Source organism: Streptomyces sp. NPDC037100 (genome assembly GCF_055606225.1).
Genome location: NZ_JBVJSX010000011.1, coordinates 231339 through 250804, shown reverse-complemented (window position 1 = coordinate 250804; position 19466 = coordinate 231339). Strand labels below are relative to the sequence as shown.

The following is a 19466-nucleotide window of genomic DNA, read 5'->3' as shown; positions in this document are numbered from 1 at the left end:
ACGCACGCGGTGACGGCGCCGCGCGGCCCACCGCCCGGGGGGCGGCGGCCGTGCGGCAGGATGTCAGCTCTGCTTGATCCGCAGGAACGTCACGGAGTGGGCGGGGAAGGTGTAGGTGAACTTCTTCGCCACACCGCGAAATGTTGACGTCACCGGCGTGACCGGGGTGTCCGTCTCGGTGTTCACGGCGTCCTCGTCGGCGGCCAGCGTGGTGACGCGGGCGGTTGACGCGACCTTCGCGCCGCCCAGGTCGACGGCCGTGCGGGCCTCGGCCGCCTGTGCGTTGACGACCTTGACGATCAGGTCCCCGGTCTTCGCGTCCCGGGTGACGACCTGGCGGAACGGCTCGGCCGGCTTGTCGTCCCTGAAGCTGCCCCACTCCTTGCCGTCGAGGAAGAGGGTGACCTGACGGCCGCGCACCTTGATGTCGATGTCGTAGGCACGGCCGGTCTCGATCGACCCGGGCTTCGTCATCAGGGTGCCCTTGCCGCCGCCCACGGCCTGCTCGATCGCGGACTGGGTGTTGTTCCAGCCGCCCAGATTCCACCAGTAGTAGTTGCCGGTGTCCTTGACGCCGAAGGCGACGAGGAAGCCCTCCTTGCCGGACTTCTTGATGGCCTTCACATGCAGGTCGTAGTCCTTCCAGGCCGGGTCGCCCGCCGTGACCATGGTGTTCTCGGCGGCGGTGTCGGTCTGGACGTAGGCCCCGTCCTGGATGCTCCAGCTGCCGGTGCCGTCGTGCTTCCACTTCGAGGCGTCACCGGAGAAGTCGTCGCCGAACAGGGCCGAGCCGTCGGCGGAGGTGACCTTCACGTCGTCGTACGCGGCGCTGGTCGCCCACGTCGACAGGCCGACGGCGCCGGTGATGGGACCGCTGACGTCCGGGGTCCCGGTGGCCCTGGAGGGGACCACGCGGTCGCCGACGTTGTTCATGAAGAGCTTCTGGACCTCGTAGTTGGCCGAGTTCCAGGAGGCCCGGTTATTGAACCAGATCATGTCCGGCCGCCACTGGACGTAGTCCTCGTTGGCGAGCAGCGGGGCGTACGAGGCGAGCTTGACGACGTCCGCGTTGCGCTCCAGGCCGGTCATGAAGGCGGCTTCGGAGAGGCCGTTCTTCCAGGCGTTGCCCTGGGAGGCGTACTCGCCGAGGAAGACCTTGGGGCCGTTCCTGTCGTAGGAGTCGTAGCGGTCGTTGTTCTGCAGGAACCAGTTCGGGCTGTTGTAGTAGTGCTCGTCGACCATGTCGACCTTGCCCTCGCGGTTGAGCTGCCAGGCGGTGTCGAAGGTCGTGCCGGCGTCGTCCGGGCCCGAGTTGGAGATGACGGTGATGTCCGGGTACTTCGCCTTGATGGCGGTCCGGAACTGTTCGAAGCGGGCGAAGAACTCCTTCGGGAGGTTCTCCTCGTTGCCGACCCCGATGTGGGTCAGGTGGAAGGGCTTGGGGTGGCCCATGCGCGCGCGGACCTTGCCCCACGTCGAGGTCGCCGGGCCGTTGGCGAACTCGATGAGGTCGAGGGTGTCCTGGATGTGTCGCTTCAGCAGCGCCTCGTTGTCGGTGGCCTTGTTCTGGCCGCAGCCGGTGACCAGGGCGGGGACGACGGGCAGCGGCATGGCGCCGATGTCCTCGGAGAAGCGGAAGTACTCGTAGTAGCCGAGGCCGTAGCTCTGGTTGTAGCCCCAGAAGTTTGCGTTGGTGGCGCGCTCCTCGACCGGGCCTACGGTGTCCTTCCACTGGTAGCTGCGCTTGCGCTGCCAGTTGGAGGCCGCGCTGTAGTCCTCCATGGAGCCTGTGTTGACCAGGCAGCCGCCGGGGAAGCGCACGAAGCCCGGCTTGAGGGCGGCGATCTTCTCGGCGAGGTCCTTGCGCAGGCCGTTGGGCTGGTTCTTGTACGTCTCGCGCGGGAACAGCGACACCTCGTCGAGCGCGGCGGCGTTCGTGGAGGCCACGGCGAGACGGCCGCGGTTGCTGGTGCGGGACGCCGTGAACGTGGCCTTGTACTTGGCCCAGCCGCCCTTCACGGCGACCTGGCGGGCGGTGGCCAGGCTGCCGGCGGCGTCCTTCAGGGAGACGGTGAGCGTGCTGCCGCTCTCGGCGCGGGCCCACACGGAGAAGTCGTAGCGCTTGCCCTGCTCGACTCGGATGCCGGTGTTGTAACCGGCGTTCGAGACGGACGAACCGGCGCCCAGGGAGAGGTAGTTGCGGTTGCGTTCATTGAGCCGCCCGGCGTCGTTGACGACCTGGGCCGTGCCGCCCACCGACCAGGAGGTCAGGGGCGTGTAGGAGCCGTTGTCGGCGGTGGAGTACTCGAAGGATCGGTTCTGCACGAGCTCGGCGTACAGACCGCCGTCGGCGGCCCGGTTGATGTCCTCGAAGAAGACGCCGTACATCGTGTCGTCGATCTTCGCGCCCTGGGCGGACGGGTCGACGGTGATCGCGTAGTCGGTGGCGTCCCCGGCCTGCGCGGGGGCCGGTACGAGGGCTGCTGCCGTCAGGAGGGCGGTGGCCGTGAGACCCAGTCTCCATCGGGTGCGGGCGGCGGTGCGTGGCATGGATACTCCGCGGCTCTCTGGTAGAGGAGTGTTCGAAATATCAGACATTGGTCAGCACTTCGAACGGCAAGATAGGGAGGGGGCGGATGCGCGTCAATGGGTCACGCAGGAACGGCTGGGACGGAGAGCGGGGCAGGATGGGCGAGTTCTGGCCAGTGCCGGACGCGCTGGCATATCTGGCCGGGCGCTGGCGGGTGTCACGGTCGGTGCGGGATCTCGCGAGCGGCGCGGAAGGCGAGTTCACCGGTGTGACCGAGTTCGGCCCGCTGCCCGACGGGGCCACCGGCCTCGGTGCACGGGAGACCGGCGGGCTGCTGCACCACGAGTCCGGCACGTTCGTCTGGCAGGGCGTCGCCCGGCCCGCCGAGCGGACCCTGCGGTTCCTGTCCGGCCCGGGCGGCACGGCGGAGGTGCGGTTCGCCGACGGGCGGCCGTTCCACGACCTGGACCTGACGTCCGGCCGGCATGTCGCCGACCATCCCTGTGCGGCGGACCTCTACCGAGGCGAGTTCGCCGTCCGTGACAGCGACCACTGGCGGACGGTGTGGCGCGTCCGCGGCCCCGCCAAGGACTTGGTCCTGCGGACCGACTACGCGCGCGAGGGCTGAGCCGGCGCCCCGCCGTCGAAGCGCAGGTTCCAGCGGCCCGCCCGGCCCGTCACGGCGGTCGTCGACAGCGGGCGGACGTCGAGGTTCCAGTACGTCGACGGCGGCGCCTTCAGGGCATACACCAGGGCCGCCCGGATCACGGAGGGCTCGGCCACCGCCACGACCCGGCAGCCGTCCTCGACGGGCCGGGTGTCGAGCCAGCCGCCGACGCGGGTGATGAAGTCGACCAGCGACTCACCCCCGTGCGGTGTGGCGCGGGGGTCGGCGAGCCAGGCATCCACGGCATCCGGCTCCCGGGCCATCGCCTCGCCCAGGGTCAGCCCCCGCCACCGGCCCATGTCGCAGTCGCGCAGGCCGAGCTGCACCAGCGGCGCGTATCCGAGCCCCTCCCCCGTCGCGCGGCTGCGCGGAGTCGGCGAGCAGTAGCGCAGTTCGGCCGCGGCGAGCGGCAGCAGTTCCCGGGCGGCGCGCTCCACCTCGCCCCAGCCGGCCTGGTCCAGCGGCCGGTCGTCCTCGAAACGCTCGGCGAGCAGCGGGGAGCTGCGCGCGGCGGCGACGAAGGTGACCCGAAGTGGCATGCGGCGATCGTGGGCGCAGCAAGTACGCAGGTCAAGAGCTGTTACCTACGAGTTACCCAGGGTGTCCCGGCCCTCACTGGGCGAAGATGAGCGCCATCCACTGCTCGGGCCGCTCCAGCGGGGCGAATCCGAGCTTCGCGTACACCCCGTGCGCGTCGTGCGTGGCGAGCAGCACCCGCCGCACGCCGAACGATCGCAGCTCTTCCCGCACGGCGGCCACGAGCGCGCTTCCGACGCCCTTGCCGCGCACCGACGGATCGACGTACACATCGCACAGCCATCCGAACGTCGCCCGGTCGGTGATCACCCGGGCATACGCGACCTGCTCCCCCGACACCGTGTCGAAGACCCCGAAGTTGAGCGACTGCTCGATCGCCCGGTCCTGCGTCGCCCGGGGGCGCCCCAGCGCCCAGTAGGCGTCGGTGGACAACCAGTGGTGCACGCGCTCGCGGTCGACGCGGGCGGGGTCGGTGGAGATCTCGTAGCCCTCGGGCAGGCTCGGCGTGCCGTTCATGTCCGCGATGCTCGCAGGCCGCCCGAAGGTGCGTCGAGCGGTTGTCCCAGCACCTCGTCACAGGCCGTCCGCAGCCGCCGTACACCCTCCGCGATCTCCCCGGTCCCGGCGACCGCCGCGAAGCTCAGCCGGACGTGCGCGGCAGGGGGTTCGGCGCTGAAGTACGGGCGGCCTGGCGCGAGAGCGACGCCGGCGCGCAGGGCCGCGGAGGTCAGGGCCGACTCGTCCGTGCCGTCGGGCAGGCGTGGCCACAGGTGGTAGCCGCCGGACGGGACGTGCGGCAGGGCGAGCTCCGGCAGACGCAGGGCGAGGGCGCCGGTCATCGCGTCCCGGCGGGCCTTCAGCTCCGCGGAGACGGCCCGCAGATGACGCGGCCAGGCCGGCGAGCCGACGAGCTCGAGGGCGGCCTCCTGGAGGGGGCGCGGCACGAAGAACGTGTCGACGACCTGGATCGCCCGCAGCCGTTCCAGGACCGGACCGCGGGCGGCCAGGGCACTCACCCGGAAGCTCGGCGAGGTCGCCTTGGTCAGCGAGGAGACGTGGACGACGACGCCGTCGGGATCGTCGGCGGCCAGCGGGCGGGGCAGCGGCCCCGCGTCCTCGTGCACGAGCCGCCGCACGAAGTCGTCCTCGACGACGAACGCGCCCGCCTCCCGGGCGATGCGCAGCACCTCCGAGCGCCGCTCGGGCGCGAGCACGGAGCCGGTGGGGTTCTGGAAGAGCGGCTGGCAGACGAAGACCGGGGCGCCGGTGGCCCGGAACGCGTCCGCGAGCAGCGAAGGCCGCACGCCGTCGGCGTCCACCGGGACGGGCACCGGGCGCAGGCCGGCGGCGCGGGCGATGGCGAGCATGCCGGGGTAGGTGGGCGACTCGACCAGGACGGGTGCGCCGGGCGGGGCGAGGGCACGCAGGGCGGTGGTGAGCGCGGACTGCCCGCCGGCGGTGACCAGCACCTCGGCGGCCGTGACCGGGCCGCCGATGCTCCGCGCGAACCACTCGCGCAGCTCCGGCAGCCCCTCCATGGGCGGCCGGCCCCAGGCACCGGGACGGCGCCCGGCGCGCGAGAGGGCGGCGGCCATCGCCCGCTCGGGCTGCAGGGACGGGTGCAGATAGCCGCCGTTGAACTCGATCACGCCGGGCGGCGGCGCGGCCAGCGACACCAGCACACCGGAGGCGTCCACGGAACGGGGCACGAGGTCCGCGGCCCCGTCCGCGCTGAGTGCGACCTCCTGCCAGGAGGTGTCACCGGCGGGTGCCGGTGCCGTCCTGGACTGCGCACGGAACGCGCCCGCGCCGGGCCGGGTGACCACCAACCCCTCCGCGGCGAGCTGCGCCAGGGCCCGCGACACCGTCACCGGACTCACCCGGAAGCGCTCGACCAGAGCCCGGCTCGACGGCAGCTTTCCACCAGGTGAGTAGCGGTCGAGCTCCCGTCGCAGCTGTTCCGCCAGTTCACCCACGCTGCTACGCTCACGCATGAGAGCACAGAGTAGCGCTACTGCGCCACCCGCGATAGCAGTCGCCACCCCGGGCCGGCAGAGTCACGGCTTCGGCACACTCCAGGCGGCCCTCGGCGTCCTCGCCTTCTCCCTCACGTTCCCCGCGACCGCCTGGGGACTGGAGGGGTTCGGGCCCTGGTCGCTGGTCGCGGTGCGGAGCGTGCTGGCCGCGGTGATCGCGGGCTCGGCTCTCCTGGCGCTGCGGGTGCCGTTGCCCGCCCGCCGGCACTGGCCGGGCCTCGCGGTCGTCGGAGCCGGCGTCGTCCTCGGCTTCCCGCTGCTGACCACGCTGGCGCTGGAGACCTCCACCACCGCGCACGCAGCCGTCGTGGTCGGCCTGCTCCCCCTCACCACGGCGCTCTTCTCGGCCCTGCGCGTCGGCACCCGGCCCTCGCGCACCTTCTGGATCGCCGCCCTCGCGGGAGCGGCGGCGGTGCTGGCCTTCACCGTGCAGCAGAGCGGCGGCGCCCTGACCGCCGCCGACCTGTACCTGTTCGCCGCGCTGCTGGTCTGCGCGGCCGGCTACACCGAGGGCGGCCGGCTGGCCCGGGTCATGCCGGGCTGGCAGGTGATCGGCTGGGCGCTGGTGCTGTGCCTGCCCCTGACCGTGCCGGTCGCCTCCGTCGCCCTGGCACACGAACCCGTGCAGCTGACCACGCACAGCGTCACCGGCCTGCTGTGGGTCGCGGCGGGCTCGCAGTTCGTCGGGCTGGTCGTCTGGTACCGCGGCATGGCCGCCATCGGCATCCCCAAGGCCAGCCAGTTGCAGCTCGCCCAGCCGCTGCTCACACTGGTGTGGTCGGTGCTGCTGCTGGGCGAACACCTCACGGTCGCCGCCCCGCTGACGGCCGCGGCGGTGCTGGTCTGCATCGCCGTCACACAGCGATCACGCGGCTGAGCGGGGAGCGTGCACGGCCCCTGCCGAGGGGCGCACCCCGCCGTAGACTCAAGGCCACGGACCGCTGCTCCGCACATCGCCGAGGAGGCCCCAGATGCGCGCAACCGTGGGTGACCAGCTTGTCCAGCACGGCAGGGTGGTCGGTCAGCACGACAAGATCGGCGAGATCGTCGAAGTGCTCGGCCAGGAGGGCAACCCCCCGTACCGCGTCCGGTTCGAGGACGGGCACGAGGGCGTGTGCTCCCCGGGACCCGACACGGAGATCCGGCACAGGGAGACCACGACCGGGCCGTGACGCGGCGCGGGTGCGACGCCGGCTGTCCGTAGGGGGCGACTCAGCGCTGGGCGACCTGCGCCGGGCGACCTGCACTGGGCGACCTGCACTGGGCGACCTGGCTGGGCAGTTCAGCGCGGGGAGACCTGCGCTGGGCAGTTCAGCGCGGGGAGACCTGCGCTGGGCAATTCAGCGCGGGGGCGGCGCCGGCTGCCCGTAGTGGTCGGTGACCACCCGCGCCATCGCCCCGATCCGGTCGGCCGCCACGTCCCGGGCGGCGAAATAGACGTGTCCGCGCACCTGCGGATGCTTCCCGGCCAGTGTCAGATGCCGGGACAGTTCAGCCGTCTCCTGCCACGCCTCGGGCTGCGCCGGGTCGCCGGCCTTGTACAGCGCCTCCCCCACGTACAGCTGCGTCGGACTGTCGCGCGCGACCTTCGCCCACCAGGGCACCAGCTTCGCGTAGTCGGCGGCGGCGAAGCCGATGTTCCAGTACAGCTGAGGCACGATGTAGTCGACCCAGCCCTCGCGCACCCACTTCCGGGTGTCCGCGTGCAGGTCGTCGTAGGTCTCCACACCGGCCCGGGTGTCCGAACCGGCCGGGTCCGTCGAGGCGTTGCGCCACACGCCGAACGGGCTGATGCCGAAGCGGGCGCCCGGCCGGACCTCCTTCACCCGGTCCGCGGTCTCGCGCACCAGCCGGTCGATGTTGTCCCGCCGCCAGGCGGCCCGGTCCGGGAAGCCGTCGCCGTGCTCGTCGTAGGCGTCGTCGTCGTCGAAGCTCTGCCCCGCCACGGGGTAGGGGTAGAAGTAGTCGTCGAAGTGGACGCCGTCCACGGGGTACTTCGCCACCGCGTCCAGCATCGCGTCCTCCACGAAGGCGCGGACCTCGGGCAGCCCCGGGTTGTAGAAGAGCTTCCCGCCGTACGTCACCACCCAGTCCGGGTTCTTGCGCGCGGGGTGGGAGGCGGCGAGCCGGGCCGGGTCGGCGTGGGCGGCGATCCGGTACGGGTTGAACCACGCGTGCAGCCGAAGACCCCGCGCATGTGCCTCCTGGACGGCCGTGCCCAGCGGATCCCAGCCGGGGTCCTTGCCCTGGGTGCCGGTGAGGTACTGCGACCACGGCTCGTACGGCGAGGGCCACAGGGCGTCCGCAGTGGGCCGGACCTGGAAGAACACGGTGTTGAGCCGGTTGCGGACCGCCGTGTCGAGATGGGTGAGCAGTTCGGCGCGCTGCCGCGAGGCGGTCAGCCCCGGCTTGGACGGCCAGTCACGGTTGGCCACGGACGCGATCCAGACGCCCCGCATCTCGGAGCCGGGCGCCCCGCCCCGGCGCCCGCTCGCCGCCGACGCCTGAGGCATCATCGTGAAAGCCGACAGCGCCGCGACAGCGAACGCCCTGCGTGAGACTCGTCCCATCCGCATGCCCCTAAAAGCCGCGGACCCGCCCGGTCGCGGATCGCTCCGGGGCCAGCATGCCCGATGCGGACCCGCCCCCCGCGATCGATCATCGATACTTCGGAGTAACGTGCACGAACGGAGCAGGCGCCGGGACCCGGCCGGCCTGCCCGGACGTAGATCAGCAGCGAAAGGGACGATGTGACGGACATCCCAGCGGGAGACATTGCACGCGTCGGAGTCGTGGGCTGCGGTCAGATGGGTGCGGGCATCGCCGAGGTGTGCGCCCGGGCCGGCCTGGACGTCATGGTCGCCGAGACCACCGGCGAAGCCCTGGAGATCGGCCGTACCCGGCTGTTCACCTCCCTGGCCAAGGCAGCCGAGCGCGGCAAGATCACCGAGGAGGAGAAGGAGGCCACGCTGGCCCGCCTGAGCTTCACCACGGACCTCGGCGAGTTCGCCGACCGTGACCTGGTGATCGAGGCCGTCGTCGAGAACGAGCAGGTCAAGACCGAGATCTTCCAGGTGCTCGACCAGGTCGTGACCCGGCCGGACGCGATCCTGGCGTCCAACACCTCCTCGATCCCGCTGGTGAAGCTGGCGGTCGCGACCTCGCGCCCCGACCAGGTCATCGGCATTCACTTCTTCAACCCGGCCCCGGTGCAGAAGCTCGTCGAGCTGATCCCGGCGCTCACCACGTCCGAGGGCACGCTCAGCCGCGCACAGCTCTTCACCGAGAAGCTGCTCGGCAAGCACGCGATCCGCGCCCAGGACCGCTCCGGCTTCGTGGTCAACGCGCTGCTGATCCCGTACCTGCTCTCCGCGATCCGGATGTTCGAGACGGGCATCGCCAGCCGCGAGGACATCGACAACGGCATGGAGATGGGCTGCGCCCACCCGATGGGCCCCCTGAAGCTGTCCGACCTGATCGGCCTGGACACGGTCGCCTCGGTCGCGCAGTCCATGTACGAGGAGTACAAGGAGCCGCTGTACGCCGCTCCCCCGCTCCTGCAGCGCATGGTCGACGCGGGCCGGCTGGGCCGCAAGACGGGCTCGGGCTTCTACACGTACGCCTGACCGTCCGGCTGGCACAGCCATCTCAACGCCGCCGCTCCTCCGGCCACGGCCGGGCACGGCGGCGTCCCCATTCCTGCGCCTGCTCGTTCATGCGCCGGTGCAACCAGCCCATCCAGAAGGCGACTGGCGTGACCACGAGCGCGATCAGCAGCGCCCTGCCCCACCCTGCCCCGGAGGAGAAGCGGAGCATCACGACCACCAGCGCGTAGAGCGCCAGCGTGCAGGCCGCGTTCCTCCGCCACTTCGTCATGGCGTCCCGGGTACCCCCTGCGGCCGATTACGGACGGTCAGATTTCGGCCAAGCAGCAGACCCGGCACCGGAGTTGGTGCCGGGTCCGCGGCATTCACACACCGTGTGCGCGCCGGGCTCGCATATGCCCTACGCACACTCTCCCCAGGCGCCCACCAGGCGAGTTGACTCCTCATGCGCATGCAGGGATGTGAAACGACTACGGAAAGGAGCGGACTCGTGACCGCCGATCCCGAGCATCCCGTCGTCCATGGAGAACTCGCAGAGTTACGGCGCCGCCTCGACGTGGCCTACGCCCGCGTCGAGGGCGGGCTGGCTCTGCTCAGCCATCGCACCGAGGAGACCGCCAAGGAACTCGACGAGCTCAACACCCGGATCAACTCGCTGGAACACGCGCGCTGGCCGCTGCCCGCGGTCGCCGCCCTCACCGCCGTGGGTGCCCTCGTCGTGACGATCTGGCAGGCGCTGGGACGATAGCTCAGGGCAGCGTGTCCTGACCGAGCCTGAGATGGTGCAACAGGAGTAACGCGGCCGCCATGTTGGCGGCCGGGACCTCGCCGCGGGCGACCATGTCGGGGACGAGCTTGAGGGGCACCCATTCCCGGCGGTCCGACTCGAAGTCGTCCACGGGATGCCCGACGTACTCGCCCTCGTCGGCCCAGTACACGTGGTGCCGGGCGTCGGTGAGCCCGTTGGACGGCTCCACGCTCATGAGGTGGTGCAGGGGTCCCGGCCGCCAGCCGGTCTCCTCCTCCAGTTCCCTGGCGGCCGCACGGACGATGTCCTCACCGTCCTCGACCACTCCCGCCGCGAGTTCCCACCCCCAGCTGTCGGTGATGAAGCGGTGCCGCCAAAGGAGCAGCACCTCGTTGGCCTCGTTCACGACCGTGGCCACCGCAACGGGACGCAGCCGTATGAGGAAGTGGTCCAGATGCCTGCCGTCCGGCAGTTCGACATCCGCGAGATTGACGCTGAACCAGCGGTTTGAGTACACAGTTTGCTCGTTGTGTTTCGTCCACTGCACGGTTCTGCCACCTTCCGTCGAGTAAGTGGCAATATCGCAGCAGGGACGGATGGGCAGCAGGCGCACGGGAAGCGCCTCGGAGCGATACGGGCACCCTGGCCCGGATCTACAACGGTACGCGCAGTGCTCCGTCGATGAGTTCGGCGGCCTCGGCCGTGCCCGCGCAGCCACTGCGCACCAGATGCTCCCGCACCGCGCGCAGCCGGTCGCGCAGCCGCTGGGACTCCATGCCCCGGGCCTGCTCGGCCATCTGCACGGCGATGGCCACCGCCTTGTCGGCGTTGCCCTGCCGCAGCTCGATGGTGCTGAGCATGGCCAGCCGGTGCACCCGGCCGCGGTCGTGCGCCGGGTTGTCCACGGCGGCCGCGGCATGCTCCCCGGCGGCCGCGATCTCGCCCAGGCTCAGCAGTGCCTCGGCCACCTGGACGTTCACGAGCCCGGGCTGGACATAGCCGGTCTCGTCCGGCTCGTAGCCGCGCCGGATGCGCTCGGCCGCCTGCTCGGCCCGCCGGATGCGGGACAGGGCGCTCGTGCCGTCGCCGAGATGTGCGTACGCCTTGGCCTGCATCGCGTACAGGTCGGAGGCGAGCGCCGGGGTGATGTGCTTGCCGGCGGCCCGCAGCGCGGCCTCCGCGAAGGCGACGGCCTGCCGGTACTCCCGCATGAACAGCGACTGGTTGACCAGCAGGGCGATGACGTACGCCCCGAGCCCCCGGTCGCCGCTGGCCTTCGCCAGCCGCAGCGCCTGGTGGAAGTAGCGCTGGGCCAGCCCGTGCGCGTCGGAGTCGTAGGCGCAGATGCCGGCGACCGCCACCAAACCGCCGGTGGCCCGGTGCAGTTGGCGGCCGGTCTCGTCGGTGTAGCTGCCGCGCAGCAGCGGGGCGGCCTCGGCGTTGAGGAAGCCGACGATCCGGGCCCGGGTGGCGATGCCCCCGGCCTTGCGGTACATCTGCTCGTAGTGCGCACGGGCGGCCCGCAGCATCTCCAGGTCGCCCGCGGTGACCCGGTGTCTGCCGCCCCGCGAGACGTCCACGTCCTCGGGCGGGTTCTCCCACTCCCACACCGGCATCACCGCGGGCGTTCCGGTGAGGGCGGGCGCGCCCAGTATGTGCGGGCGTTGCTGCTGGTCGGAGCGCCACAGCGCGGTGGCCCGTTCGACGAAGCCGGACAGCGTGCCGGTGTGCGGGGCGGACGGCTCGCCGGGCACGCCGAGGCCGATGTCGTCGAGGGTGACGTGCCGTTGCAGCCGGGCGGCCAGCACTTCGCAGATCAGGTCGGGCACTTGGCCCCGGGGGCGCTGCCCCTTCAACCACCGGGCGACGGCGGTGTGTTCGTACCTCAGGGACAGGCCACGGGCCCGTCCCGCCTGGTTGACGTGTGCGGCCAGCCCCGCGTGCGAGATCCCGGCTTCGTCCAGGATCGCGTCGAGCAGAGTGTTGGGCTGCATGTGGGCCCCCCGGTGGCTCGGTGCGGACAGAGTAGTGGTTCCGCCTTCACACGGGGTGTGAACGGAGTGCTCGAATCCGCAGGGTGTGCGCGCTGTCGCTCAGAGTTGCGGGCCGGTTGACTGAACTGCCTCGAAAGAGGCCGGCCGGGCCGCCGGCTCCCCCTCGTACAGTGCGGCGGCCCGCTACCGCCGTCCGCCCGGCCGCCTGCCCGACACTCCGTGGCGGGGCGGACGGCTCCGCCGGCCGAGCAAGGCGAGTCATCGCCGTTGTGTGAGGGGTGTGCCGTCGGCTACGGGGGCGTCCTGCTCGTTCGCGCAGTTCCCCGCGGCCCTGAGGGACGTGTGCCGGTCGTTGGTGAGGATCAGCAGGGCGATGTCGTCCGGCGGAGTGCCCCGGGTGTGGTGCAGAAGGGCCGTGGAGATTCGGCCGACGACGCTCTGCGAAGTGAGCGGGCCCTCCCCCGCGACGCCCGCCAGAACGGCCGTCAGCGGGAAGAACCGGCCACGGGCGTCCCGCGCGTCCTGGGCGCCGTCCGTGAAGAGGAACACGGCGTCCTCGGGCTCGAGGTATCCGAGTTCCACGGTCGGCAGTACGGCCGGCAGGGGAAACAACCCCAGGGGCGGGTGCGGATCGCCGGGAGCCAGTTGCTCGACCTGGCCACCGCTCAACCGGTACGGCCACGGGTGCCCGCAGTTCAGGGCGAGCATCTCCCCGTCGGGCCGGATCTCCACGAGCAGCAGCGTCACGAACTCCTCGGCGGCGCTCGCGGGATGCTCCTGGCGCAGATGGCGGTCCAGGGCCCGTTCCAGCCGGCGCAGCACCCCGCCGAGGTCCTCCTCGTCGTGCGCCGCCTCGCGGAAACAGCCGAGCACGGCGGCGACGGTTCCGAGCGCGCCGATCCCGTGCCCGCGTACGTCACCCATCACGGCCCGGACGCCGTGCTCGGTGGCGACGACCTCGTACAGGTCGCCTCCGACCGCGGCGCCAGGCTCCGCCGACACCTGGACGGCCGCCACGTCCAGCCCGTCGACCCGCGAGGGCAACGGCCGCAGCAGCGCGCGCTGCGCGGCACCCGCGACCCGGCGCATCTGCCGCAGTTCACGCATCAGCGCGTTCCGCACCTGCAGGATCAGGCCGGTCCCGACCGCGAAGAACACCACACTGGTGACGATCCGCGCCTGAAGATCGGTCTCCTGGGCGAGCGGACAGGCCAGCTTGTAGGTGACGGCCGCCGCGCCCCACACCGTGGACAGACCGAGGCTGCGCACCCGACCCCTGATGCGGATCATGCCGATGGCCCCCCAATAGGCCCTGACACACAGAATCGGACCGGCCCGAGAAGGCCGGTCCGATTCTGTCGACAGCACACCGGGAAAGGGGCAGATCACCCACCTTTACCACTCGAACGAGTGAGGTGACCCGACCCGTTCCCGGGGGCGCGGGGAGCTGCGCGACGAGCCACGACGAAGCCGCGGCCGGCGACGAGGCTCAGCCCCCCACGGCGCTAACTCCGCAGCTCCGCACCCACACGCTCGCCCGCGAGGGCCACCGCCGCATCCCGGGCCGCGGACGCCTCGTCCACGGTGAGGGTCCGGTCGGCGGCGCGGAACCGCAGCGCGTACGCCAGCGACTTCCGCCCCTCGCCCAGCTGCTCGGCGTTCTCGTACACGTCGAACAGCCGGATGGACTCCAGCAGTTCCCCGGCCCCCTCCCGCAGCGCCGCCTCGACGTCCACGGCCGGCACGAACGCGTCGACGACCAGGGCGACATCCTGCGTGGCGACGGGGAACGTGGAGATCCGGGGCGCCGCAGCCGTGGCGTCACCGGCGGTCTCCACCGCGTCCAGGTCGATCTCCATCGCACAGGTGCGCGCCGGAAGACCGAGAGCCTTCACGACCCGCGGATGCAGCTCGCCCGCGTGCCCCACGATCCGCTCGGCACCGTCCACGGTGACCGCCAGCTCGGCGCACCGCCCCGGGTGCCACGGGCCGTACTGCCCCTTGCGGATGACGAGCTCGGCTCCGGCCTCCCGCGCGACGGACCGGGCGGCCTCGACCGCGTCGGCCCAGTCGGCCGGACGGCCCTTGCCCCACCAGCCGGCCTGCTCGCGCGCACCGGCGAGGACCACGGCCACGAGCCGCGGCTGCTCGGGCAGCGCCGCGTTCAGCTCGGCGAGCTCCTCGTCGGTCGGGCGGCGGTCGACGGGCAGCACGGCCGCGATCCGCTGCTCCTCGCGCGGCCGGAAGACCAGACCGGACTCGAACAGCGCGAGGTCGTGCGAGCCCCGGCCGTCGTTGCGGCGCAGGGCGGCGAGGAGACCCGGCAGCAGCGAGGTGCGCAGCGCGGGCTCCTCGTCGCTCAGCGGGTTGCTGAGCTTCACGACGCGGCGGGCCGGGTCGTCCGCCTCGAGGCCGAGCTGGTCGAAGACCTGCTCGCCGATGAACGGGTAGTTCAGCGCCTCGACGTAGCCCGCACCCGCCAGGGCGCGGCCGACGCGGCGGTGCAGCCGCTGCCGGTCCGTCAGGCCGAGGCCCGCCGGCGGCTTGGGCAGCGTGGAGGGCAGGTTCTCGTAGCCCTCCAGCCGGATGACCTCTTCGGCCAGGTCGTTCGGGTCGGTGAGGTCGGGCCGCCAGGACGGCACGGTGACGACCAGCTCGTCCTGCCCGTACACGTCGCAGCCGACCTCCTGGAGGCGGCGTACGACGGTCTCGCGGCCGTAGGCGACACCCGCGACCTTGTCCGGGTGGTCGGCCGGGACGGTGATGGTGCGCGGCGCGGACGGGGCGAGGACCTCGGTGACGCCGGCCTCGGCGGTGCCGCCCGCGAGCAGCACCAGCAGGTCGACGGTGCGCTGCGCGGCGGCCGCCGCGGCCTGCGGGTCGACGCCGCGCTCGAAGCGCCGGGACGCCTCGGAGGACAGCTTGTGCCGGCGGGCCGTCCGCGCGATCGACACCGCGTCGAAGTGGGCGGCCTCGATGACGACGCCGGCGGTGGCGTTCTCCACGTCGTCGTGGTCGGCGATCTCCGTGTCGGCGCCGCCCATGACGCCGGCGAGCCCGATCGGGCCGCGGTCGTCGGTGATCACCAGGTCCTCGGCGTCCAGCGTGCGCTCGACGCCGTCGAGGGTGGTGAGCTTCTCGCCCGCCTCGGCCCGGCGGACCCCGATCGTGCCCTGGACCAGGCCGCGGTCGTAGGCGTGCAGCGGCTGGCCGAGCTCCATCATCACGTAGTTGGTGACGTCGACGGCGAGCGAGATCGGGCGCATGCCGACCTTCTGCAGCCGGCGCTGGAGCCAGATCGGGGAGCGGGCCTCGGCGCTCAGGCCGGTCACCGTGCGGGCGGTGAAGCGGTCGCAGCCGGTGGGGTCCGAGATCTGCACCGGGTAGCCGTAGGCGTTCGGGGCGGGCACGTCGATCAGTGCCGGGTCGCGCAGCGGCAGGCCGTAGGCGATGGCGGTCTCACGCGCCACGCCGCGCAGCGACAGGCAGTAGCCGCGGTCGGGCGTGACCGCGATGTCGAGGACCTCGTCGACCAGTTCCAGCAGCTCGACGGCGTCCTTGCCGATCTCGGTCTCCGGCGGCAGGACGATGATGCCCTTGGTGCCGTCGTCGCCCATGTTCAGCTCGTCGCTGGAGCAGATCATGCCGCGGGACATCTTGCCGTAGGTCTTGCGCTCGGCGATCTGGAAGTCACCGGGCAGGACCGCGCCGGGCAGGGCCACGACGACCTTGTCGCCCACGGCGAAGTTGCGGGCGCCGCAGACGATCTCCTGCGGCTCGCCGGTGCCGTTGGCCTGCCCGACGTCGACCGTGCAGAAGCGGATCGGCTTCTTGAACTCCGTCAGCTCCTCGATCGTCGCCACCTGGCCGACGACCAGCGGGCCCTTGAGGTCGGCGCCGAGCTGCTCGACGGTCTCGACCTCCAGACCGGCCGAAATGAGCTTGGCCTGCACGTCACGACCGGTCTCCGTCTCCGGCAGGTCGACGTACTCCCGCAGCCAAGAAAGCGGGACCCGCATCAGATCTCCATCCCGAACGGCCGGGTGAACCGGACGTCACCCTCGACCATGTCTCGCATGTCTTCGACGTTGTGGCGGAACATCAGCATCCGCTCGATGCCGAACCCGAAGGCGAACCCGCTGTACTTCTCGGGGTCGACGCCGCAGGCGGTGAGCACCCGCGGATTGACCATGCCGCAGCCGCCGAGCTCGATCCAGCCCTCGGAGGAGCAGGTGCGGCAGGGGCGGTCGGGGTTGCCGATGGACTCGCCCTTGCAGACGTAGCAGAGCATGTCCATCTCGGCGCTGGGCTCGGTGAACGGGAAGTAGTTCGGCCGCAGCCGGGTCTTCATGTCCGCGCCGAACAGGGCCTGGACCATGTGGTCCAGGGTGCCCTTGAGGTCCGCCATCGTCAGGCCCTCGTCCACCGCGAGCAGCTCGATCTGGTGGAAGACGGGTGTGTGCGTGGCGTCCAGCTCGTCGGTGCGGAACACCCGGCCGGGGCAGACGATGTAGACCGGCAGCTCACGGTCGAGCAGCGCGCGGGCCTGCACCGGGGAGGTGTGGGTGCGCAGGACGACGCCGGACCCGGACTCGTCGGTGCCCTTCGGGCCCTGGACGAAGAAGGTGTCCTGCATCTGCCGGGCCGGGTGGTCGGGCAGGAAGTTCAGGGCGTCGAAGTTGAACCACTCCGCCTCGGCCTCCGGCCCTTCGGCGACCTCGTAGCCCATGGCCACGAAGACGTCCGCGACCCGCTCCATCATGGTGGTGAGCGGGTGCCGGGCGCCGGCCGGTACGCGGTCGTACGGCAGCGTGACGTCCACCGCCTCCTCGACGAGCACGCGCGCGTCCCGCTCGGCCTCGAGCTCCACCTGGCGGGCGGCGAGGGCCTTGTTCACGGCGCCGCGGGCCTGGCCGACGCGCTTGCCGGCCTCGGCCTTGGCGTGCGGGGGCAGGGCGCCGATCTCGCGGTTGGCGAGGGCCAGCGGCGAGGTGGGACCCGTCTGGGCGACCTTGGCCTCGTGGAGCGCGTCGAGGGAGTCCGCGGCGGCGAAGGCGGCGAGCGCCTCGTCCCGCATGCGCTCGATCTCTTCCGGTTTCAACGTCTCGACCTCGACAGGGTCGTACGACTTATTCGGTGCCGACATCTCTTCCCGTGCTTCCGATTGGCTGGCTGAAGGTCCCCGTCACCGACTCGGACGGCCGCCTGATGGGACACAAAGGTGCCAATGGCCGAGTCTAACGGGGTGGAGGTATGCGAATGCGCCCGCGGGGCTCAGGCGAGATAGGCCGGAGCGCTCACGGGCAACGTAAATCGGAACTCGGCGCCGGCGCCGGGGGCCCGGCCGACCGTGATGGTGCCGCCGTGGGCCTCGACGATGCCCTTGACGATGTAGAGCCCGAGGCCCGTCCCACCGCGCTTGCTGCCCCGCCAGAAGCGGGTAAAGACGCGGTTCATGGACTCCTCCGGGATGCCGGGCCCCTCGTCGCTCACCGTGACCGACGTGGCTGCGGTCTCGGCGTACTCGCCCTCGCGGAGGGACGCCGTGGCCGTGACGTCGATCGTGACAGTTCCCTCGCCGTGCCGCACGGCATTTTCGAGCAGGTTGCTGAGCACCTGGTCGATCTTGTCGGGGTCGGCCCACAGGTCGGGCAGCGGCTGCTGGACGCGCAGCAGGAACCGGTCGGCGGGCTGCCCGGCGGCGACGTAGGCCTGGATGTGCCGTCCGACGGCGGCGCCGATGTCGACGGGCTGGCGGCGCACCTCCAGGCGGCCGGAGTCGATGCGGGAGATGTCGAGCAGCTCGGCGATGAGCCGGGTGACCCGGTCGGCGTCGGCGTCGACGGTCTCCAGCATCAGGCGCTTCTGGTCGTCGGTGAAGCGTTCCCACTTGGCGAGCAGCGTGGCGGTGAAGCCCTTGACCGAGGTCAGCGGGGAGCGCAGCTCGTGGGCGACGGTGGCGATCAGCTCGGCGTGGCTGCGCTCGGTACGGCGGCGGGCCTCGGTGTCGCGCAAGGTGACGACCAGGCGCCGGACGGGTCCGGTCGGCCGGGTGCGGACGTAGCGGGCGGAGACCAGCACCTCACGGCCGCCGGGCAGGAGCAGGTTGCGCTCGGGCTGTCCGACGCGGATGGCGAGGCCGCCGTACGGATCGGTCAGCTGCCACCAGCGCCGGCCCTCCAGGTCCTCTAACGGCAGGGCCTTCTCCAGGCGCTGCCCGAGGGCGTCCCGGGCGCGGACGGCGGTGATGCGCTCGGCGGCCGCGTTGAAGCAGATGACACGGCCCTGCTCGTCGGCGACGACGAGCCCGTCGGGCAGCTGGTCGGGGTCGATGCCGAGGCCGGCGTGGTCACCGGATGGCCGGGAGGCGGCGGGCGGGCTCCCGGCGTCCTGGGCTCCCGGTGCGCTGCTCGTGCCGACGGTCATCCCCGTACCCCACCTCCAAGGCTCGCAGAGGGGTCCCTGAGCTGGTCACCCTACTAGTTCCCGGTGACGGATCGGCACCCTCCGGAGGCGCGCTGTGCACGCGCCGACGCATAGAGACATACGGCGGCGGCGGTGGCGAGGTTCAGGCTCTCGGCCTTCCCGTGGATCGGAACGCGCACGACGGCGTCCGTGAGAGCGCGGGTCTCCTCCGGCAGGCCCCAGGCCTCGTTGCCGAAGACCCAGGCGGTGGGCCCGCCCATGGTGCCCTTGTCGAGCTCCTCGTCGAGGTCGCGGTCGCCCGCCCCGTCGGCGGCCAGGACCCGGACGCCGGCGTTCCGCAGCGCGTCGACGGCCTGCTCCACGGGTACGCCGACGGCGACGGGCAGGTGGAACAGGGAGCCGACGGAGGCGCGGACGGCCTTGGGGTTGTACACGTCGACGGAGGCGTCGGTCAGCACGACGGCCTCGGCGCCGGCGGCGTCGGCGCAGCGCAGCACGGTCCCGGCGTTGCCGGGGTCGCGGACGTTGGCGAGGAGTGCGACGAGCCGGGGCCGGGCCGCGAGGACCTCCTCGAAAGGCGTGTCCAGGAACCGGCAGACACCGACGAGCCCCTGCGGGGTGACGGTGGTGGAGATGTCGGCGATGACCTGCTCGGCGGCGAGGTGCACCCGGGCTCCGGCGTCCCGGGCCGCCCCGACGATGTCGGCGTAACGCTCGGCGGCCTCGAGCGTGGCGAACAGCTCCACGAGTGTGGCCGCGTCCCCGGCCCGGTGCCCGGCGGCTTCCCGCACGGCCTGCGGTCCCTCCGCGAGGAACAGCCGGTCCTTCCCCCGGAAGTTCCGCTTGGCCAGCCGCCGCGCGGCCAGGACGCGGGGAGAGCGGGGGGAGATGAGCTCGGGGGTGGCGGGAGGCATCCGGTTCGC

18 protein-coding genes are annotated in these 19466 nt (G+C 71.9%); 5 read left to right on the top strand and 13 right to left on the bottom strand.

Annotated features, from left to right (window positions below; genetic code table 11):
• Window positions 1–63: 63 nt before the first annotated feature.
• The gene (locus tag ACZ7EG_RS31500; RefSeq protein WP_471086280.1) at window positions 64–2550 is read right to left on the bottom strand and encodes an alpha-L-arabinofuranosidase C-terminal domain-containing protein; all 2487 of its coding nucleotides are present in this window, start codon (window positions 2548–2550) and stop codon (window positions 64–66) included.
• Window positions 2551–2687: 137 nt separating this feature from the next.
• Here ACZ7EG_RS31500 and ACZ7EG_RS31495 point away from each other — a divergent pair, with 137 nt between their 5' ends.
• Complete coding sequence (locus tag ACZ7EG_RS31495) at window positions 2688–3158, top strand: DUF6314 family protein (protein WP_471086507.1); 471 nt, start codon at window positions 2688–2690, stop codon at window positions 3156–3158.
• On the opposite strand, the gene ACZ7EG_RS31490 is transcribed toward ACZ7EG_RS31495, so the two are convergent.
• From ACZ7EG_RS31490 to ACZ7EG_RS31480, 3 genes are all read right to left on the bottom strand, one after another.
• The gene (locus tag ACZ7EG_RS31490) at window positions 3140–3736 is read right to left on the bottom strand and encodes a histidine phosphatase family protein (protein WP_471086278.1); all 597 of its coding nucleotides are present in this window, start codon (window positions 3734–3736) and stop codon (window positions 3140–3142) included. The genes ACZ7EG_RS31495 and ACZ7EG_RS31490 overlap by 19 nt on opposite strands.
• Before the next feature lie 73 nt (window positions 3737–3809).
• Window positions 3810–4250: a GNAT family N-acetyltransferase gene (locus ACZ7EG_RS31485; protein ID WP_471086275.1), complete on the bottom strand. Its 441-nt coding sequence runs from the start codon at window positions 4248–4250 to the stop codon at window positions 3810–3812.
• Complete coding sequence (locus ACZ7EG_RS31480; protein WP_471086272.1) at window positions 4247–5728, bottom strand: aminotransferase-like domain-containing protein; 1482 nt, start codon at window positions 5726–5728, stop codon at window positions 4247–4249. The genes ACZ7EG_RS31485 and ACZ7EG_RS31480 overlap by 4 nt, the downstream gene beginning before the upstream one ends.
• Here ACZ7EG_RS31480 and ACZ7EG_RS31475 point away from each other — a divergent pair.
• A complete protein-coding gene (locus ACZ7EG_RS31475) occupies window positions 5727–6647 on the top strand; it encodes a DMT family transporter (protein ID WP_471086269.1) in 921 nt (306 codons plus the stop codon). The genes ACZ7EG_RS31480 and ACZ7EG_RS31475 overlap by 2 nt on opposite strands.
• 94 nt (window positions 6648–6741) lie before the next feature.
• On the top strand, window positions 6742–6942 hold the full coding sequence (locus ACZ7EG_RS31470) for a DUF1918 domain-containing protein (protein WP_053668217.1): 201 nt from the start codon (window positions 6742–6744) through the stop codon (window positions 6940–6942).
• Between the two features lie 168 nt (window positions 6943–7110).
• Here ACZ7EG_RS31470 and ACZ7EG_RS31465 read toward each other — a convergent pair whose 3' ends face one another.
• Entirely contained in the window at window positions 7111–8340 is a 1230-nt protein-coding gene (locus tag ACZ7EG_RS31465) for a glycoside hydrolase family 10-like protein (RefSeq protein WP_471086266.1), read from the bottom strand.
• 180 nt (window positions 8341–8520) lie between these two features.
• Between ACZ7EG_RS31465 and ACZ7EG_RS31460 the strand changes: the two genes are divergently transcribed.
• Window positions 8521–9396: a 3-hydroxybutyryl-CoA dehydrogenase gene (locus ACZ7EG_RS31460; protein ID WP_471086263.1), complete on the top strand. Its 876-nt coding sequence runs from the start codon at window positions 8521–8523 to the stop codon at window positions 9394–9396.
• A gap of 22 nt (window positions 9397–9418) precedes the next feature.
• On the opposite strand, the gene ACZ7EG_RS31455 is transcribed toward ACZ7EG_RS31460, so the two are convergent.
• The gene (locus ACZ7EG_RS31455) at window positions 9419–9646 is read right to left on the bottom strand and encodes a hypothetical protein (RefSeq protein ID WP_471086260.1); all 228 of its coding nucleotides are present in this window, start codon (window positions 9644–9646) and stop codon (window positions 9419–9421) included.
• A 219-nt stretch (window positions 9647–9865) separates the two neighbouring features.
• Here ACZ7EG_RS31455 and ACZ7EG_RS31450 point away from each other — a divergent pair, with 219 nt between their 5' ends.
• On the top strand, window positions 9866–10123 hold the full coding sequence (locus tag ACZ7EG_RS31450) for a hypothetical protein (RefSeq protein WP_234847293.1): 258 nt from the start codon (window positions 9866–9868) through the stop codon (window positions 10121–10123).
• Window position 10124: 1 nt separating this feature from the next.
• Here ACZ7EG_RS31450 and ACZ7EG_RS31445 read toward each other — a convergent pair whose 3' ends face one another.
• The 7 genes from ACZ7EG_RS31445 to ACZ7EG_RS31415 all read right to left on the bottom strand — a co-directional run bounded on the left by ACZ7EG_RS31445 (window position 10125) and on the right by ACZ7EG_RS31415 (window position 19457).
• Window positions 10125–10670: an NUDIX hydrolase gene (locus ACZ7EG_RS31445; protein WP_031142043.1), complete on the bottom strand. Its 546-nt coding sequence runs from the start codon at window positions 10668–10670 to the stop codon at window positions 10125–10127.
• 106 nt (window positions 10671–10776) lie between these two features.
• Window positions 10777–12117, bottom strand: a complete 1341-nt coding sequence (locus tag ACZ7EG_RS31440) for a transcriptional regulator (protein ID WP_402707485.1) — start codon at window positions 12115–12117, stop codon at window positions 10777–10779.
• Between the two features lie 258 nt (window positions 12118–12375).
• A complete protein-coding gene (locus tag ACZ7EG_RS31435) occupies window positions 12376–13407 on the bottom strand; it encodes a PP2C family protein-serine/threonine phosphatase (RefSeq protein ID WP_471086255.1) in 1032 nt (343 codons plus the stop codon).
• A 215-nt stretch (window positions 13408–13622) separates the two neighbouring features.
• A complete protein-coding gene (gene pheT, locus ACZ7EG_RS31430) occupies window positions 13623–16136 on the bottom strand; it encodes a phenylalanine--tRNA ligase subunit beta (RefSeq protein WP_471086252.1) in 2514 nt (837 codons plus the stop codon).
• Window positions 16136–17263, bottom strand: coding sequence for a phenylalanine--tRNA ligase subunit alpha (pheS, locus tag ACZ7EG_RS31425; RefSeq protein WP_471086249.1), 1128 nt, complete (start codon window positions 17261–17263; stop codon window positions 16136–16138). Before pheS ends, pheT begins: the two co-directional genes overlap by 1 nt.
• 128 nt (window positions 17264–17391) lie before the next feature.
• Window positions 17392–18543 (bottom strand): sensor histidine kinase, encoded by a 1152-nt coding sequence (locus tag ACZ7EG_RS31420; RefSeq protein WP_471086246.1) that lies wholly within the window; start codon window positions 18541–18543, stop codon window positions 17392–17394.
• 53 nt (window positions 18544–18596) lie between these two features.
• Window positions 18597–19457: a TrmH family RNA methyltransferase gene (locus ACZ7EG_RS31415; RefSeq protein WP_471086243.1), complete on the bottom strand. Its 861-nt coding sequence runs from the start codon at window positions 19455–19457 to the stop codon at window positions 18597–18599.
• Window positions 19458–19466 lie beyond the last annotated feature (9 nt).